Here is an 18,447-nt window from a genome sequence, read left to right as displayed (position 1 = left end):
ATATGGTTTATTATAGAAATACTTTTATCAAACTGACCGGACAATAATTTTTTTAAACTACTAAAAAAGTTATTTTTGCAACCTAAGTTTAAATTTTGATGAAAATAGCCATACTAGGAACTCGTGGTGTGCCCAATTATTACGGAGGTTTTGAGCAGTTCGCCGAATTTTTTTCGGTGTATCTAGCCAAAAAAGGTCATGAGGTGTATTGCTATAACTCTCACGATCATCCTTTTCAGGAAAAAAACTTTCACGGTGTAAACATAATTCATCAGTATGATCCGGAATACAAACTGGGAACCTTTGGGCAATTTATCTATGATTTTAATTGCATCATGGATTCACGCAAAAGAGATTTCGACATCATTTTGCAATTAGGCTATACAAGCAATTCGGTTTGGCATTTTTTGTTGCCTAAAAAATCAATCATTATTACTAATATGGATGGATTAGAGTGGAAAAGAACAAAATACTCTAAACCCGTTCAGCAATTTCTAAAATTTGCCGAAAGATTGGCAGCAAATAATAGTGACTTTTTGGTTTCGGATTCGTTGGGGATTGAAAAATTCCTTAAAGAAAAATACAAAAAGGACTCAACCTATATCGCTTATGGTGCTTATCCTTTTTCTGCTCCAAACGAAGATTTTTTAAAGGAATACAACGTAGAAAAAGAAAACTACAATATGATAATGGCGCGCTTTGAACCGGAAAATAATCTGGATATGGTTCTGGAAGGTGTAGCCATGAATGAGGATAAAATGCCAATATTAGTAGTTGGAAAACACATGACTAAGTATGGGGAATACCTGAAAAACAAATTCAAAAACCACTCGAATATCCGATTCGTAGGTGGAATCTATAATTTGGAACATTTGAATAATCTTCGTTATTTTTCTAATTTATATTTTCACGGACATTCTGTTGGCGGAACAAACCCATCGTTGTTAGAAGCTATGGCTTCGAGAGCTTTGGTGATAGCTCATAACAATGATTTTAATAGAGGAATTTTAAAGGAGAATAGTTATTATTTTTCCAATCCTGCTGAAGTAAAAAATATTCTGAATACAATCAAAAAAAATGATAACTTGCGATTGGTTCAAAACAATTTTGATTCGATTGTGAACGAATTTAATTGGGAAAAAATAAATGGGGAATATTTACAACTTTTCGAAGAATGTTATTCAAAATCTGATAAAAGAAAATAAGAGTAACAACTCTTTTATTCCAATACTTTTAGTTCTCTCTACCATTCCTTTAGCTTTTGCGATAAACAATATTTCTATGGGAATATTTTTGTTAGTCGCTTTTATTACTTTCAAAAAGGAAACGATTAAATTTCAAAAAGAGTTAATTTTTCCAATCCTGCTATACGTTTTAATGGTACTTTCCTATTTCTGGTCTATAGATTCGAAGGAAACACTTGCTGCTTTGTCAAAGGAAGTTCCATTGCTTATAATTCCGCTTGGCTTTCTGATTTTTAAAACAAATACTTCAGAACAGAAAAAGAAAATCATAGAATATTACAGCTATGTTATTGTTGCCTTTGTTTTATACTATTTAATCAGAGCAATAATTCGCTATTTTATATTTGGTGACGCAAGAATGTTCTTTTATCATGGTGAAAATGAAAAAGACTATGGGCTTGTCCCTAAACTGCTGAATGCCATACACATGTCAGTCTTTGTTGCTGTTGCGTTTTTTTATTTTTTTACCAAGGAGATAAAATCCAAGATTGAAACCTTATTTTCTATTTTGCTTTTTGGATTTATATTACTCCTATCTTCCAAAAACATCATACTCGTAGTTGTATTTCTTTCGCTGATACACATTTTCTTTTTTTCAAAAACAGCCCATAAATTAAGGCTGCGAAACCTAATTGTTTTTGGATTGTTAGTCGGAATAATTTTCTCAATAGGAAGGATAAAAGACCGGTTTAAAGTTGAATTCCAAACCAATACAGACAAAAGCTTAAGCGCCGATGTAATCGAAGGAATTCCGCAAAGTGTTCATTATGTAAGTTTAAAAGAAGCATGGTCAAACCCAACGTTTACACCTAATGATTACTTTAACGGAACTGCATTTCGGGTGTATCAATTTAGAATTTTCAGAGAATTAATAAATGAAAATAATGCATTCTTTACAGGTTTCGGATTGAATGCTTCTTACTCAAAAATCAAAGAAAAAGCAATACAGTATAATCTTTACATGGGAGTTGAAAATGATTCGGATAGTGGTTATCAATCAAAGAATTTTCACAATCAATATGTTCAAAATTTTGCCGAATTGGGTGTTTTTGGTTTTATACTATTGTTATTTTTGTTGATTGTTAACGTTAAAAATGCAATTAAATCAAAAGATTTTGTACATTTTGCTTTCGCATTTCTAATGATAAGTTTATTTTTGACCGAATCATTTTTATGGAGACAGCGAGGCGTTGTGTTTTTTACCATGATGTATTGCCTTTTTAATTCAGTTCCGAAGCTTCGGGATGTTCATAATGGCTCAAAAGCAGAATAAGAAAATATGAAAAGAATATTAATTACCGGTGCAGCTGGTTTTTTGGGCTCACATCTTTGTGATCGTTTTATAGCTGAAGGTTATTACGTTATTGGAATGGATAATTTGATAACGGGCGATTTAAAGAATATTGAGCATTTATTCAAACTCAAAAATTTTGAATTTTATCATCACGATGTAACCAAGTTTGTTCATGTACCGGGAAATCTAGATTATATTCTTCATTTTGCATCACCTGCAAGTCCAATAGATTATTTAAAAATTCCCATTCAAACCTTAAAGGTTGGTTCGCTCGGAACCCATAATCTTTTGGGTTTAGCACGTGTAAAAAAAGCCAGAATTCTTATTGCTTCAACTTCTGAAATTTATGGTGATCCGTTAGTGCATCCACAAACAGAAGACTATTACGGGAATGTAAATACCATTGGACCAAGAGGCGTGTATGATGAAGCCAAACGGTTTCAGGAATCAATCACAATGGCATACCACACTTTTCATGGCGTAGAAACCAGAATCGTTAGAATATTCAATACTTATGGACCAAGAATGCGACTCAATGACGGACGTGTTATTCCTGCATTTATCGGACAAGCATTGCGTGGAGAAGACTTAACGATTTTTGGAGACGGAAGTCAAACCCGCTCGTTTTGCTATGTAACAGATCAGGTCGAAGGAATTTTCAGATTGCTGCACTCCGATTATTCACAACCTGTAAATATTGGCAATCCTAACGAAATTACCATTAAGGATTTTGCCGATGAAATTATAAAATTGACAGGAACAAATCAAAAGGTTGTTTATCATCCGTTGCCAATTAATGATCCAATGCAAAGGCAACCGGACACTACCCGAGCTAAAAACATTTTAGGTTGGGAAGCTAAAGTTTCAAGAGAAGAAGGAATGAAATTGACATATGAATATTTTAAATCTCTTTCATCTGAAGAACTTTTAAAAGAAGAACACAAAGATTTTAAAGGATATATCCACTAGTAGTATATGGTTGCACAACAAACAGGTAGATACTCAAAATATATTAGACCGATAAATATTCTTTTTGATCTGGTTGTAATAACGTCTTTGAGTTTATATTTCTTCAGAGAACTGAACCTTAATCAGTTTTACTATTTGTTGTACCAAACATTTACATGGATTGTAATTGCTGTACTTGTAAAGTATTATGAAGTGTATCGATTTACAACTCCCGTTGAAATCGTTACGAAGTTAGTCAAACAATTCAGCGTTTTTTTATTGGTTGTTATTGCTTTTTTCCCATTTGCCAAAACGGCAATTTTTAGTGGAAAAGCAATTGCAATTTATATGACTATTAGTTTTTGCATTATTGTAACCTTTAAATATTTCTGGTTTTTTTACTTAAAAAAATATAGAATTGTAACGGGGAGCAATTTTAGAAATGCCGTTATCATCGGATTTACACCCGAAGCAATAAGGCTAAAGGAAGTATTTGAAACGAGGAAAGATTATGGTTATAGATTCTTAGGTTACTTTTCGGATAAAAAACAAAATCCCGAAATCAAAGGAAGAATTGAGGATTTAAATCAGTTTGTTATCGATAATAAAGTGGATGAAATCTACTGTTCTTTAAATGAAATTTCAAACGAAAAACTTAAAGAGTTAGTAGAGTTTGCCGATGATAATAAAAAGGCAATAAAATTTATTCCTGATACTAAAGAAATTTTTTCGAAAAACTTAAAAGTTGATTATTACGAATTATTTCCGGTACTCTCATTACAAAAAACACAATTACACAATCCAATAATAAAAGGTGTAAAGCGCGCTTTTGATGTGATCTTCTCATTAGTAGTTATCATTCTTTTATTGTCGTGGTTAATTCCTATTTTGGCAATTTTGATAAAGTTAGAATCAAGAGGGCCAGTGTTTTTTAAACAAGGAAGACCTGGAATTGATGAGGAAGAGTTTTTCTGTTATAAATTTCGTTCTATGCAGGTAAATGGATATACCGAAAAAGAAGCTTCCAAAAATGATCCGAGAGTTACCAAGATGGGGAAATTTATGCGAAAAACCAGTATGGATGAGCTGCCTCAGTTTTTTAATGTTTTGTTCGGAGAAATGTCGGTTGTTGGGCCAAGACCACACTTATGGTCACAAAATAAAGCTTATGCCAGTAAGATTAAGAAATACATGATTCGTCATTATGTAAAACCAGGCATTACCGGTTTAGCTCAGGTGAAAGGATTTAGAGGAGAAATTGAAACTGAAGAAGACATGGTAAACCGTATAAAACTCGATGTCTTTTATATCGAAAACTGGTCGCTGATTATGGACATCAAAATCATTTTCCAAACGGTATTTAATATCTTCAAAGGAGAAGACAAAGCGTATTAGAAAACACCCTTTTCTATTAGTATTTTCATTTGATTATCTAAATCAAATTCTTTTAGCGCTTTTTCGAAAATCTGCTTTTTCATTACATCCAATTCCGATTTTTTGATGGTTGAAATGACCTTAAGTTTTTCATTCAAATCTTCATAGTTTCCAACAGCTGCAACCCAACCTAACTTATTGTCGTTAACTATAGTTTCGCCTTCACCGCCACCAAAATAAAGTATCGGAAATCCAAGCGAACCATATTCAAAAATCTTAGAAGGAACTGAACCATAAATTCTTGTTTTTAAAGGAACAATGGCAACGTCGAACGATTTTATTCTTTCGTGTAATTCCTTTCTGTCTAACATTCCGTTGAAGAATAGTTGCTGTTCCTTTTCAGACGAAATCAGCCCTTCTATTTGCGTTTTTTCGGCACCATCGCCAAAGATGTGAAATTCTATATTTAGTCCTTTTAAATCGATTTTTTGACACAATTCGAATACACCTTGCGCAATTCCGAGAAGTCCGGCATAGAAAATTTTTATGGGTTGATTTTCTTCCGTTTTTAATTCCATTTCAGAAATACTATGATCGGGAAAATTGCGATATAAAAAACATTTTTTATCCGGAAATAAAGTATGAACGTGTGTTATAATTTCGTTGGATTGTCCTAAAATCAAAGTCGCTTTTTTATAAATATAGCGTTCAAAAAACAACGAAAATTTATGTGATAATGAGCCATTTTTCAGAGCATTCAATTCGATAGCAGCCAATGGCCATAAATCGGAAATGTTCAAAATTATTTTTTTTCTTTTTAGCGAAAGCACAAAAACTGAAATAAAAGATAACAATAAAGGCGGCGATTGAACAACTACTTTCTTTGGCGTTTTTTTGAATAATAAATAAAAAAACAAGGTAACCGAAAATGACAGAACAGAAATAATCCGAACCAGTAAATTTTTGCTGACACTAGGATAAATCCAAAGACGTTTTACAGTTATATTATCTCGGTTTTCAGTTACCGAAAACTTACCTTTATATTCCGGAAATAATGCTCCTTTTGGGTAATTCCCAAGCGGGCAAATAACCGAAACTTTATAGTTGTTTTGATTTAATTTTAAGGCCAACTGCTCAATTCTATTGGCAGCTGCACCTTTTTCCGGCGGATAATAATTGGATATGATTAGAATTTCTTCCATTATTTTTTTGAAAGCAAAATATCGATTATCCTATCGGAAGCTTTACCATCCCAAAGCTCTGGAATTCCTGCTTTTCTTGGACCATTTGCCAGAAATTCTCCAAATACTTTTTCTAAATTTTCAATCGAAGTACCCACTAAAGTATTTGTACCGATGGTTTGTGTTTCGGGTCTTTCGGTATTGTTTCGCATCGTAAAACACGGAATCCCAAGAACTGTAGTTTCTTCTGAAATGCCACCTGAATCTGTAATGACAGCAAAACTGTTTTTGATTAAATACATGAAATTCAAATAGCCTTGTGGTTCAACAAAAAGGATATTTTTCAGATTCAGATTTTGTTCGCCTAAGATTGCTTTAGTTCTGGGATGAATCGGGAAAATAATTTTTTTATCGCCAACCATTTTGTCAATACCATCTAATAAATTCACCAATGATTTTTCTTCATCAACATTTGCAGGGCGATGCAATGTTAAGACGATATAATTTCCGGTTTCTAAATGAAATTCGTTCCAAAAATCCGGAGCAGAAATTCTATCTAAATTTTGGTATAAAGTATCAATCATCACGTTACCCACAAAATGAATTGCCGAAGGTTCGGCACCATACTTTAAGAGATTTTCTCCGGCCCAGGTTGAGGTTGTAAAGAAATAATCGGTAATGCTATCCGTAACAATTCTGTTTATTTCTTCGGGCATTGTCATATCTCCAGAACGAATTCCGGCTTCAACGTGCGTGACTTTTATGTTTAATTTTTTGGCAACAATAGCACACGCCATAGTTGAATTGACATCGCCAACAACCAAAACCAAATCACATGGGTTTTGCAATAGCTCTTCTTCAAAGGCAATCATAATGGCAGCTGTTTGCACCGATTGTGAACCGCTTTTTACTTCCAGATTTGCATTTGGATGCGGAATATTTAATTCTTCAAAAAAAGTATCGCTTAGGTTTTTATCGTAGTGTTGGCCAGTGTGAACCAAACGATAGGAAACTTTTGCTCCTTCGTTTTGCTTTTTTTCTATCGCTTTGATAATGGGTGCGATTTTTATGAAGTTAGGTCTTGCGCCTGCGACTATTGTTATTTTCATGTTTCTACTTTACTAAAGAAACAAACTGTTTCAGTTTTCCGCTTTTGCTGCGTTCCAGTTTTTCTTTACGGCTAAATGAAAAAGTAAGACCACTTTCTAAATACGTAGTGATGGCTTTTTCAATTTGTTGAATCTGAATTTCGGATAATTCCAATTCGCTCACATATTCGATGTCAAAAGTATCGATTTTGGTTTGTTTTATCACAAATTCTTTCACATTTCCATCGTCTTCAATGATGCTTTTGGTAACATAATAAAAGGTTAATCCCGGAGATTTTTTTCCGCTTGGCAAAACAGCAATATCGTTGGTTCGGCCAATTAGTTTCTTAAGAATAGGTTTTTTAGAAGTACTTTTTTCATCCAAAATTCCAACATCACCAATATCATATCGGATAAACGGATGCGCTTTATTATATAATGATGTTATAACTATTCGGCCTTCTTGACCATTAGGCAAAACCTTGTTGTCATCATCTAAAATTTCTACAAAGATGGTTTCAGAATTTACCTGCCATTCGCCTTCGGGGTTTTGGAAAGCAATTAAATCGAGTTCAGAGGCACCATATTCATTGACAACCGGAACGCCAAATTGTTTTTCGAGTAGCATTTTATCATCATCAAAAAGCATTTCGGAGGTTACAATACAACATTTCAGTGTTGGGCAAACTGCTGTTAAAACAATATTTTTCTTTTGTAAAAATTTAGCAAATAAGACTATCGAACTAGTATATCCATTGATATAATCGAATTTTTTATTTTTAAATTTAAGCAAGACTTTTTCTAAAACAGCATCAGATAAATCAAAAATGGTAAAACGATAACGATGGCTCAATAGGTCTTTGATACGTTCTTTTTTGTTTCCGATAAAATCTAATGGAATTCCATAAAAACGCGCTTGTAAGGACGAATTAAAATCAATTCCAAACCAGCCAAAACGATAAATGATATTAGACCATGTCAAAGCATGACAAAATTTATCTTTGGCAAAAATAAAAGGATCACCACTCGAACCGGAGGTTTTGTTTACATAAACAGTTGATGATTTATAACCTTCGGAAAGCCTTTCCGATAATGGTTTTTGGAATTCTTTTTTTGTCATTACGGGAAGTTCATCCCAATTGTCACAGGAAGTTTTCCCAACAAATTCCTGATATGATTTGTTGTGTTTTAAATGATACTCAACGATTGCTGCCTTCTTTTGATTTACATAATTTTCATATTCAATTTCTGAAATGGCTAGAATTTTTTTGAACTCGACATTCGCTTCCTTCATCGGGAAACCGTTTACTAAAAGCGAAAAATTGAAAAAGTTGAACATAAAGACAATAAAAAAGGGCTAACGAATGTCAGCCCTTAAAAATACTATTTTATTTGTAATTAATTTTTAAGAATTTTAATCACATCTTTTGAGTTATCTGAACTTAATTCGAAGAAATAAGCACCGGTAGAAAGAGATGAAATATCCAATGTGTTTTCAATTCCGTTTAATGATTTAGTCATAACGATTTTACCTGTTACATCTGTAACGGATAAATTATATGCATCTGCATTTTCAGCTGCGATTGTAACTGTTGAAGCTGCAGGATTTGGGAATACTTTAAATTTAGCTGTATTAAAACTTGGAGTTCCTAACGTATTATTAAATTTAAATGCTCCTCCTACACCAGTTGTAGCAAAACCTCCGCCCCAACCAACGGTATCGCTTTTTAAAGCTAACATTGTGTGAGACAATCCGTCAATTGCTGTCCAGGTTACACCATTATTTAAACTGTAAGAAGACCCGAAATTTCCATCTGTTGAACCTCCGGTTACAAGCATTCCGGGACCTGCAAAAGCAATAGCCCCATGAAATATTCCATTCCCATATGTAACAGGTGTCCAAGTTGCGCCACCATCAGTTGTACGAAATAATTCTGTTTCTAAAAAAGTTGGACTAGGTAATCCGTCATAAGTTTCTTTTAAAATAAAACCATTATTATTATCAGAAAAAGCAAATTCAGCAATAGATGTAGTATCAGTACCACCGCCAAAATCAGGAATAGGAGTAGTAATTTTTGTCCAGTTTAAACCTCTGTCGGTAGAACGCATTAATTCACCTCCATCAGTTCCGAACCAAACCGTATTTCCGTTCACATAATATTTACCAGTATAACCATAATCAGTAGCTGAAGCAGCGATATTGGCTGAAGGAGTTCTTACCCAAGTAGTTCCTCCATTTGTAGTGGTATAAATTTCAAAATAACCACCTCTTTTATCACCCATACAAACACCATTATTGGCATCCCAGAAATAAACAAAGTTAACAAATGAAGCAGTTGTAAATGCAGCTGTAGTTTGTCTGGTCCATGTGGTACCGCCATTAGTTGTTTTGTATACACCTTGAGTCGCTAGGGCTGTAGTAGTAGGAAAGACACTAACCCAAGCTGTGTTAGCATCTACTGCAGTTATGTTTCCAATACCCAGACCTGTTGTATTACCAACTCCAATAGCGCCAGTTGTCCAAGTTGTTCCTCCATCAATGGTTTTAGAAAATCTTTGATGATTAGTTGTAGAAGTTCTTTGAACTAAAGCCCAAGCATTATTAGCATCAATCACAGCAATGTCTCCGGTGTAAGAACCGTCAATAGGAAAATTAGTGTTTTGTGTTGTCCACGTTACCTGAGCATTAGAAGTAAATGCAAATACTAATAAAGAGAAAAGTAATAATTTTTTCATAAGTTCAATTTTTATATTAAAAAACAAAAATAATCTTTTTTTCCAAGCAAGATGAAAATTTAATAAACCATTAATATTTAAAAGTTATTTTTGCAGTCAAAATAAATAATCATGATTATTTTACTACTTGGTTCAGGAGGAAGAGAACACGCTTTGGCGTTTAAAATGCTTCAAAGTTCAAAATGCTCAAGACTTTTTGTTGCACCCGGAAATGCAGGAACTGCATCAATAGCAACAAATGTTTCTATTAATCCAAACGACTTTAATGCGATAAAAACATTTGCAATTCAGGAAAAAATTGAAATGGTTGTTGTTGGTCCGGAAGATCCATTAGTATTAGGTATTTATGATTTCTTTAAAAATGATGCCGAGCTAAATCATATTCCGGTTATTGGTCCTTCAAAACTCGGAGCTCAATTAGAAGGAAGTAAAGAATTTGCCAAAGAGTTTCTGGTTAAACACAACATACCAACTGCAGCTTATTATAGTTTTACAGCAGTAACTGTCGAAAAAGGCTGCGAATTTTTAGAAACACTGCAACCACCATATGTTTTAAAAGCAGATGGATTAGCAGCAGGGAAAGGTGTTTTGATTATTCATGATTTAGAAGAAGCAAAAGCAGAATTACGAAATATGTTGGTTCATGCCAAATTCGGAAATGCAAGTGCCAAAGTAGTTATCGAAGAGTTTTTGGACGGAATAGAATTGAGCTGTTTTGTATTGACAGACGGGAAAAGTTATAAGATTCTCCCAACAGCAAAAGATTATAAACGAATAGGTGAAGGCGATACAGGTTTAAATACAGGTGGTATGGGAGCAGTTTCTCCGGTGCCATTCGCAGATACCGTTTTGCTTGAAAAAATTGAAACCCGAATTGTAAAACCAACAGTTGAAGGTTTACAGAAAGACGGAATTGAATATAAAGGTTTTGTTTTTATTGGATTAATCATTGTTAAAGGCGAACCAATAGTTATTGAATACAACGTCAGAATGGGTGATCCCGAAACGGAAGTTGTAATTCCGAGAATTAAATCCGATTTAGTACAATTATTTCAAGCTGTTGCTGATGAAAAACTGAATGAAGTTTCATTAGAAATTGATAAAAGAAGCGCCTCAACAATAATGGTTGTATCTGGTGGTTATCCCGAAGACTATGAAAAAGGAAAAGAAATTTCAGGACTAGAAAAAGTTGAAAACTCACTTGTTTTTCACGCTGGAACAAAACTCGAAAGCGGAAAAGTAGTAACTAATGGAGGAAGAGTTTTAGCCGTGACTTCTTTTGGAAATGATTTCCAAGAAGCCATAAAAAAATCTTACCAAAATATAGACAAGCTACATTTTGATAAGATGTATTTTAGAAAAGATATCGGCTTCGACTTACTTTAAGAAAGAGTGAGCTGTTGTATCTTGGTCTTCTTCGTTGTTGGCTCTGTGTTTTGCCAATTCCTGGCACCAGTAAACAATATAATAGCAGCAAACAATAATTAAAGTCCAGCTAACAATGTTAGCCAACCACCAATTGCTTAACTCTAATGAGCGTAATAAATCAAGTGGTTTGAATAAAAAGTCTACAAATAAAGATTGAATGCCTTCAAAAAATGCTCTCATTTTATAAAATGTTATATTTACAGCACAAATGTATAAAATATCCTTATGATAACAAGTGTTTTTAAAAAATCTACTTTACTTAATAATGCTTTAGTGGTAGTTTTATTGCTGCTTTTCTTTTTTATGTATCAGTCAAGCAATTTATTGACACCGATTTCTTCCAACGGATTTTCAAAAACAGCAACACTTGTTTTATTATTATTGTCTTCTTTTTTCTTGGTAAATTTTACGGTGAAAAAGAATAACCTGACCAAAAACAGCAGTTATACTATTTTATTTTTCTTGTTATTCCTGCTTATTTTTCCATCCATATTTACTAATTCTAGTTTATTGTTTGCCAATTTTTTTCTGCTTTTGGCCATTCGAAGATTGATTTCTTTGCAAACACTAAAGGCGCCAAAAGAAAAGATTTTTGATGCTTCGATGTGGATTTTCATTGCCAGCCTGTTTCATTTTTGGTGTATCCTTTTTATTCTGCTGGTCTACATTTCGATATTTTTTCACGTTTCAAGAGACTTCAGAAACTGGCTTTTACCCTTTGTAGCATTTTTTGCAACGGCAGTTATCTTTTTATTTTCTGCTCTGGTATTTGATAAAACATGGATTGCTCATATTATAAATCAAACGCAAACGAATTTTCAATTAGATTATTTTACCAACAATTATCAAAATATTGCGCTCTCGTTTTTTGTTGTGATAGGGTTGTATTTTCTATTATCACTGATTTTTTCCTTAACAAATAAGCCGCTGATATTACAGGCTTCCTATAAAAAAATGATATTCGGATTTTTAATCGGAGTAACTATTTTTTTGATTTCGCCCGATAAAAACAATGAAATGTTGGTCTTTACCTTTATGCCATTATCAGTGATGTGCACCACAAATATCGAATATTCGCAAAGCAAAATGTATCAGGAAATCGTTTTGTTACTGCTTATTTTGGGATGTTCGTTTAGCTACTTCTCCCAACTATAATTTGCTTCCATACGCCAAATCACCGGCATCACCAAGACCCGGAACGATATAATTTTTCTCGTTAAGTCTTTCATCAATAGCAGCAATCCAAAGATGACAGTTGTCAGGAAGGTTTTTTTGAAGATACTCTATGCCTTCCGGTGCCGCAATTACAACTGCAATATGAATTTCTTTTGGTTTTTGTTCCAAATGCAATTTATGTAACACCGCCACAATCGATTGTCCTGTGGCTAACATCGGATCAATTAAAATCAGATTCTTATTTTCGAAAGATGGAGCCGCTTGATATTCAACTAAAATATCAAACTTATCATCGTTGTCATAGTGATGGCGATAGGCTGATACAAAACCGTTTTCGGCATTGTCAAAAATATTCATAAAACCCATATGCAACGCCAATCCGGCACGAAGAATAGAGCATAAAACAACATTATCGGCAATGGTTGTGGTGTGTTTAATTCCTAACGGGGTTTGAACGTTGATGTTTTTGTACTCTAAAGTTTTACTTAATTCATACGCCATAATTTCTCCAATTCGCTCAATGTTTTTTCGGAAGCGCATGCTGTCTTTTTGAATGGTAACATCGCGAATTTGTGCCAAAAAATGATTGAGAATACTACTTTTTTCAGAGATATTATGAATGTGCATGAATGTATAATTTGAATGTTTAGGTAAATGTATAAAAAACTATCTTTGTACCCGAGACCTTTGGGTCGAATTGTATGAATAAAATAAAAAATAACCGTATGTTTTCACAGTTTGCATTTCCTATTTTCGAACAAAGCATTAAAGATTATCATGTTATTGATGATGTGTATCAACCAACCTTGAACCCATATACTAAAGGAACTATTGAATATTTATTGTATGCTAAAAACTGGGTTGACACCGTACAATGGCATTATGAAGACATCATCCGCGATCCAAATATTGATCCGGTTGCGGCCTTAGTTTTGAAACGAAAAATCGACGCATCGAATCAGGTTCGTACCGATATGGTTGAATATATCGACAGTTATTTTCTCCAAAAACATAAAGATGTTCAGGTAAAACCAAATGCAAAAATCAATACCGAAAGTCCGGCTTGGGCTATTGATCGTTTGTCTATTTTGGCGCTGAAAATTTACCACATGAATGAAGAAGCCAATCGCGCCGAAGCTACTGCTGAACACCGAGCTAAATGCCAGGAAAAATTGAACGTTCTGTTAGATCAAAAAAACGACATGTTTATTTCCATAAACGATTTATTGACGGATATCGAAAACGGTGACAAATTCATGAAAGTGTACAAACAAATGAAAATGTACAACGACGATGATTTGAATCCGGTGTTGTACCAAAATAAGAAGTAACTGTTCCTTTGTTATTCTGACGAAAGAAGAATCTCAACCTTTTGACAAAATCCATTAAACATATAGCTGTCATCCGAATGTCTGCCATGGGCGATGTTGCGATGACAGTTCCTGTTATCAGAGCATTCGTTGCCCAAAATCCAAATGTAAAAATCACAGTCGTTTCGCGACCATTTTTCAAACCTTTTTTTGATGGAATTACCAATGTGAATTTCTTTGCCGTCGATGTAAAAGAAAGACACAAAGGTTTCTTTGGTTTGCTGAAACTGCATTCCGATTTAAAGCAACTCAATATTGATGCTGTAGCCGATTTACATAATGTTTTGCGGTCACAAATTCTCCGGACACTTTTCGCGCTAAGCGGAAAAAAAGTAGCTTCAACAGACAAAGGCAGAGCCGAAAAGAAAGCGTTAACACGTTCCGAAAACAAAATCTTCAAGCCACTCAAAACGATGGTTGAAAGACATGTTGACACGTTTAAGAAACTTGGTTTTTTAGTTGATGTATCAAATCCAAAGTTCCCACAAAAAGCAATTTTATCTTCGGATATTTTAAAGATCACCGGAGAAAAACCAACTCGAAAATGGATTGGGATTGCGCCATTTGCTCAATACGACAGCAAAGTTTATCCTCAGGATTTGATGCAGCAGGTTATAAATGAATTAGCATCTGACACAAACAATAAAATATTCCTTTTTGGAGGTGGTAATAAAGAAATTGAAATTTTAAATTCGTTTGCCAACGGAAAAGAAAATGTAATAAATATTGCAGGACAACTTAAGTTGCAGCAGGAATTAGATTTGATTTCTAATTTGAATGTTATGCTTTCGATGGATTCAGGGAATGCGCATATTGCCGCGATGTTGGGAACAAAAGTGATTACACTTTGGGGCGCGACACATCCGTTTGCCGGATTTGCACCGTTCAATCAACCATTAGAAAATTGTTTGGTTTCCGACAGAGACAAGTTTCCAAAACTGCCAACTTCGGTTTATGGGAATAAAAAAGTAGCAGGTTATGAAGACGCGATGCGAACAATTACAACTGAAAAAATAGTATTTAGTATTCAGTCTCAGTTAGCAGTTTCTGAAAACTGAAAACCGTGACTGTTAACTAACTAAACATCATCATAATCCACATAAATTTCAGGAGAAGTTGGATGCGCCTGACACGTTAAAATCAAACCTTCGGCAATTTCTCCATCCGTCAAAATTGAATTTTTTTTCATTTCGGCAGAACCATTCGTGATTCGCGCCAAGCAGGAACTACAAATTCCACCTTGACAGGAATAGGGTGCGTCGATTCCTTGTTTCAATGCAGCTTCGAGAACCGTTTGTTTTTGTGACATTTCGAAAGTGGTTTCTTCGTCATCAACCATTACGGTTATTTTGGTATGACCGGTATGACTTTCAGCAGCTGGATTTTCATTAGCAGAAGAAGTCGAAAACAATTCGAATTTAATATTTTTCTCGGCAACATTATGTTCTTTTAAAACACTCGAAACCAGATTAATCATTTCTTCAGGACCACATAAATAAAATTTGTCAAACTCTTTTTCTTTGTGTTTATTATTCAAAACAAAATTTACAGTCGATTTATCAATTCGACCAAAAAGTTCACCATCAACTTTAGCCTGACTAAAAACATAGTGAACAAAAAAGCGCCCAACATATTTTAATTGCAATTCGTGTAATTCGTTGTGAAAAATAGTTTCATCAGGAGTTTTATTTCCGTAAACCAAAACAAAAGTGCTTTTTGGTTCGCTTTCCAAAACCGATTTTAAGATTGACATAACCGGTGTTATTCCGCTTCCGGCAACAAATCCGGCATAATTCTTTAAGTTTGAAAAAACAGGTTCGAAAGTAAATTTTCCTTCCGGCTGACCAACTTCTAAAATATCTCCAACCTTTAAGTTATCATTCGCAAATTTTGAAAAATGACCGCTTTTTACAGATTTGATTGCAATGCGCAATTCACCACTATTTGGCGAAGAACAAACGGAATACGCACGACGGATTTCCTGACCGTCTAAAGTTAATTTTAGATTTACATATTGACCGGCTGTAAACTGGTAAGCAGATTTTAATTCGGCAGGAATATTAAAAGCAACAGAAATAGCATTGGCAGTTTCGTGTTTTACTTCTTTAATCTGTAATTTATAAAATGAAGACATGAAAAATAATTTTCGCAAAGGTAAGAAATAGCAACGATTTGAAAAGTAAAGAAACTTTGAAAGTCTGTAACAAATTTTTACTTTTAAGAACTAATTTCGAAAACCTAAATAACTAACCATGTTCAAACACTTCATTTCGCTCGAATGGAAAGCTTTTCTTCGTTCGGCTTCTTTTGGCACCAATGTGGCATTTAAAATTATAATGGGCATTTTTGCTGTTATTATAATACTTGAATTTTCACTACTAGGTTTTTTTGGATACAATATTCTTCAGGAATTCCATTTAGAACCATTGTCAACAGTTAATAAATTTTTGATTTATTATTTAGTTATGGATTTAGTCATAAGGTATTTTCTTCAAAAAATGCCTGTAATGAACATAAGACCATTTTTGAGTTTACCAATAAAAAGAGATACTGTTGTTCATTTTTCTTTAGGGAAGACGGTCATCTCTTTTTTTAATATAATACACGCTTTTTTCTTTATTCCGTTTACGATTGCCTTGTTTACCCATGGCTTTGGATTTCAAGCTGTTTTGTGGCTTTTAGGTATTACGGCTTTGATTTATTCTAATAATTTTATCAATATTTTGCTCAATAATAAGAACAGCGTTTTTTATCCGATGTTAGCTATCGTTGTCAGTTTAGGATTGGCGCAATATTATAAGATTTTTGATGTAACCAATTATACGCAGCCTTTTTTCCAAGGAATGTACAGCACCTATTATTTGTTTTTGATTCCGCTGCTGTTAGCTATCGTCACCTATTATTTTTCATTTGATTATTTCAAAAAAAATTTAAATCTGGATACAGGGTTGGCGAAAAAAAGTGATGAAGCCAAAACCGAAAACCTCACTTGGTTAAACCAATTCGGAACTCTGGGAACTTTTCTCAAAAACGATATTAAACTTCTGAAAAGAAACAAGCGTTCCCGAACCACGGTTATTATGAGTTTTCTGTTTATTTTTTATGGATTACTGTTTTATACAAAATCGATTGAAGCTTATAATAATCCGGCCATGCAGGTTTTTGCCGGGATTTTTGTTACCGGAGGGTTTTTATTCACTTTTGGGCAATTCATTCCAAGTTGGGATAGTTCATATTACCAGTTGATGATGAGCCAAAATATTCAATACCGTGAATACATCAGTTCAAAATGGTGGCTGATGGTTATAGGCACTGCGATTTCGACAATAATTGCTTCTTTTTATTGGGTGTTTTTTGGATGGGAAATTTATTTATTAATTGTCGTTGGCGCGATTTACAATATTGGTGTCAACTCACATTTGGTAATGCTTGGCGGCGCATTTGTTAAAACCCCAATTGATTTGACAATGGCCAATAAAGCTTTTGGCGACAAACAGGCATTTAATTTCAAAACGGTGATAATGTTAATACCAAAACTATTGGTGCCAATGGGTTTATATGCTCTTGGATATTATCTTTTTTCTCCGAATATTGGCTATCTCTTTGTGGCTTTAGCCGGAGTTATTGGATTTGCCTTTAGAAATATGGTTTTTACCAAGATTGAAAAAGTATATAAAACCGAAAAGTACGAAACTATAGCAGCTTACAAACAGAAAAACTAAAAACAGAAGAGTCTGATAAACTCATAAACCTCATAAACTTTATAAGATGATACAAGTAAATAATTTAACCAAAAGATACAACCTGGGAACAATGGTTTTAAACATGCCAAATCTTGAAATTCCAAAAGGACAAAGCTTTGGATTGGTCGGAAATAATGGTGCAGGAAAAACTACTTTTTTCAGTTTGCTCTTGGATTTAATTCAGCCAAGTTCGGGCCATATAATAAACAACAAAGTACAGGTCGACAAAAGTGAAGCATGGAAACCTTTCACAGCTGCATTCATCGATGAAAGTTTTTTGATAGGTTATTTAACTGCCGAAGAGTACTTTTATTTCATCGGTGATTTACGTGGACAAAATAAAGCCGATGTTGATGATTTACTAAAAAAGCACGAAGAATTTTTCAATGGTGAAATTCTAAACAGCAAGAAATATTTAAGGGATTTATCCAAAGGGAATATGAAAAAAGTAGGCATTATCGCTACTTTAATCGGAAATCCGGAAGTGGTTATTTTGGATGAACCTTTCGCTAATTTAGACCCAACAACGGTTAATAGATTAAAAAAAATTATCAAAGAATTAGCCGAAGACCCTAATGTTACGGTTTTGGTTTCTTCACACGATTTGGTTCATACGGTTGAGGTTTGCAACAGAATTGTAGCACTCCATTTGGGCGAAGTTGTAAAAGATATCCAAACATCGCCCGAAACGTTGAAAGAATTAGAAGCATTTTTTGCAGTTTAAAAAATTAACACTTTTTCTAGTAAAGCGGTAAGTTTTTATCTTAAAAGGTAAAAATTTACCGCTTCATTTTTGATATGTTAAAAAAAAATGTAGTTTTACCAGCTAGTCTATTTGTTTTTAACACTTTGCTTTAAAATGTGT

Annotated in this window: 17 protein-coding genes; 10 read left to right on the top strand and 7 right to left on the bottom strand. The window is 33.9% G+C overall.

The annotated features are described in order from the left end of the window. Positions 1-98: 98 nt before the first annotated feature. Genes L1S35_RS08810 through L1S35_RS08795 form a run of 4 tightly spaced genes read left to right on the top strand, consistent with a single transcriptional unit; the run spans position 99 to position 4,881 of the window. Positions 99-1,205, top strand: coding sequence for a DUF1972 domain-containing protein (locus tag L1S35_RS08810; RefSeq protein ID WP_236399520.1), 1,107 nt, complete (start codon positions 99-101; stop codon positions 1,203-1,205). Then, a complete protein-coding gene (locus tag L1S35_RS08805; RefSeq protein WP_236399517.1) occupies positions 1,147-2,517 on the top strand; it encodes an O-antigen ligase family protein in 1,371 nt (456 codons plus the stop codon). The genes L1S35_RS08810 and L1S35_RS08805 overlap by 59 nt, the downstream gene beginning before the upstream one ends. A gap of 6 nt (positions 2,518-2,523) precedes the next feature. Beyond that, positions 2,524-3,507: a UDP-glucuronic acid decarboxylase family protein gene (locus L1S35_RS08800; protein ID WP_236399515.1), complete on the top strand. Its 984-nt coding sequence runs from the start codon at positions 2,524-2,526 to the stop codon at positions 3,505-3,507. 6 nt (positions 3,508-3,513) lie between these two features. Continuing rightward, the gene (locus L1S35_RS08795; protein ID WP_255700839.1) at positions 3,514-4,881 is read left to right on the top strand and encodes an undecaprenyl-phosphate glucose phosphotransferase; all 1,368 of its coding nucleotides are present in this window, start codon (positions 3,514-3,516) and stop codon (positions 4,879-4,881) included. Here the strand turns inward: L1S35_RS08795 and L1S35_RS08790 are convergent. From L1S35_RS08790 to L1S35_RS08775, 4 genes are read right to left on the bottom strand one after another with little or no spacing between them, the layout of a single operon-like run. Beyond that, positions 4,878-6,062 carry a glycosyltransferase family 4 protein gene (locus L1S35_RS08790; RefSeq protein WP_236399508.1) on the bottom strand — a complete coding sequence of 395 codons (1,185 nt, stop codon included), beginning with the start codon at positions 6,060-6,062 and terminating at the stop codon, positions 4,878-4,880. The genes L1S35_RS08795 and L1S35_RS08790 overlap by 4 nt on opposite strands. Next, positions 6,062-7,150, bottom strand: coding sequence for a non-hydrolyzing UDP-N-acetylglucosamine 2-epimerase (wecB, locus tag L1S35_RS08785; RefSeq protein WP_236399505.1), 1,089 nt, complete (start codon positions 7,148-7,150; stop codon positions 6,062-6,064). The genes L1S35_RS08790 and wecB overlap by 1 nt, the downstream gene beginning before the upstream one ends. 4 nt (positions 7,151-7,154) lie before the next feature. Continuing rightward, positions 7,155-8,468, bottom strand: a complete 1,314-nt coding sequence (locus tag L1S35_RS08780; RefSeq protein WP_236399502.1) for a phenylacetate--CoA ligase family protein — start codon at positions 8,466-8,468, stop codon at positions 7,155-7,157. A gap of 59 nt (positions 8,469-8,527) precedes the next feature. Continuing rightward, positions 8,528-9,865: a T9SS type A sorting domain-containing protein gene (locus L1S35_RS08775; protein ID WP_236399499.1), complete on the bottom strand. Its 1,338-nt coding sequence runs from the start codon at positions 9,863-9,865 to the stop codon at positions 8,528-8,530. Positions 9,866-9,976: 111 nt separating this feature from the next. Between L1S35_RS08775 and purD the strand changes: the two genes are divergently transcribed. Beyond that, complete coding sequence (gene purD, locus L1S35_RS08770) at positions 9,977-11,251, top strand: phosphoribosylamine--glycine ligase (protein ID WP_236399496.1); 1,275 nt, start codon at positions 9,977-9,979, stop codon at positions 11,249-11,251. On the opposite strand, the gene L1S35_RS08765 is transcribed toward purD, so the two are convergent. Beyond that, entirely contained in the window at positions 11,243-11,473 is a 231-nt protein-coding gene (locus L1S35_RS08765) for a DUF6341 family protein (protein WP_236399494.1), read from the bottom strand. The genes purD and L1S35_RS08765 overlap by 9 nt on opposite strands. Before the next feature lie 45 nt (positions 11,474-11,518). On the opposite strand from L1S35_RS08765, the gene L1S35_RS08760 reads away from it, so the two are divergent. Continuing rightward, a complete protein-coding gene (locus L1S35_RS08760) occupies positions 11,519-12,448 on the top strand; it encodes a DUF6427 family protein (RefSeq protein WP_236399491.1) in 930 nt (309 codons plus the stop codon). Here the strand turns inward: L1S35_RS08760 and upp are convergent. After that, positions 12,443-13,096, bottom strand: a complete 654-nt coding sequence (upp, locus tag L1S35_RS08755; RefSeq protein ID WP_236399488.1) for a uracil phosphoribosyltransferase — start codon at positions 13,094-13,096, stop codon at positions 12,443-12,445. The two genes, L1S35_RS08760 and upp, sit on opposite strands and share 6 nt — an antisense overlap. A 98-nt stretch (positions 13,097-13,194) precedes the next feature. Here upp and L1S35_RS08750 point away from each other — a divergent pair, with 98 nt between their 5' ends. Together L1S35_RS08750 and L1S35_RS08745 are read left to right on the top strand one after the other, a co-directional pair. Further along, a complete protein-coding gene (locus tag L1S35_RS08750; RefSeq protein WP_162126792.1) occupies positions 13,195-13,800 on the top strand; it encodes a DUF4254 domain-containing protein in 606 nt (201 codons plus the stop codon). An 86-nt stretch (positions 13,801-13,886) separates the two neighbouring features. Then, complete coding sequence (locus L1S35_RS08745) at positions 13,887-14,897, top strand: glycosyltransferase family 9 protein (RefSeq protein WP_236399829.1); 1,011 nt, start codon at positions 13,887-13,889, stop codon at positions 14,895-14,897. Positions 14,898-14,917: 20 nt separating this feature from the next. Here the strand turns inward: L1S35_RS08745 and L1S35_RS08740 are convergent, their stop codons facing one another. Further along, entirely contained in the window at positions 14,918-15,973 is a 1,056-nt protein-coding gene (locus L1S35_RS08740) for a ferredoxin--NADP reductase (RefSeq protein ID WP_236399486.1), read from the bottom strand. A gap of 118 nt (positions 15,974-16,091) precedes the next feature. Here L1S35_RS08740 and L1S35_RS08735 point away from each other — a divergent pair, with 118 nt between their 5' ends. Both L1S35_RS08735 and L1S35_RS08730 read left to right on the top strand, forming a co-directional pair. Then, entirely contained in the window at positions 16,092-17,561 is a 1,470-nt protein-coding gene (locus L1S35_RS08735) for a DUF5687 family protein (protein ID WP_236399483.1), read from the top strand. 46 nt (positions 17,562-17,607) lie between these two features. Then, positions 17,608-18,306 (top strand): ABC transporter ATP-binding protein, encoded by a 699-nt coding sequence (locus L1S35_RS08730; protein ID WP_236399481.1) that lies wholly within the window; start codon positions 17,608-17,610, stop codon positions 18,304-18,306. Positions 18,307-18,447 lie beyond the last annotated feature (141 nt).

Origin of the sequence: Flavobacterium anseongense, from assembly GCF_021608185.1 — a bacterium.
GTDB classification, from domain to species: domain Bacteria; phylum Bacteroidota; class Bacteroidia; order Flavobacteriales; family Flavobacteriaceae; genus Flavobacterium; species Flavobacterium anseongense.
This window is presented reverse-complemented; position numbering and strand designations above follow the sequence as displayed.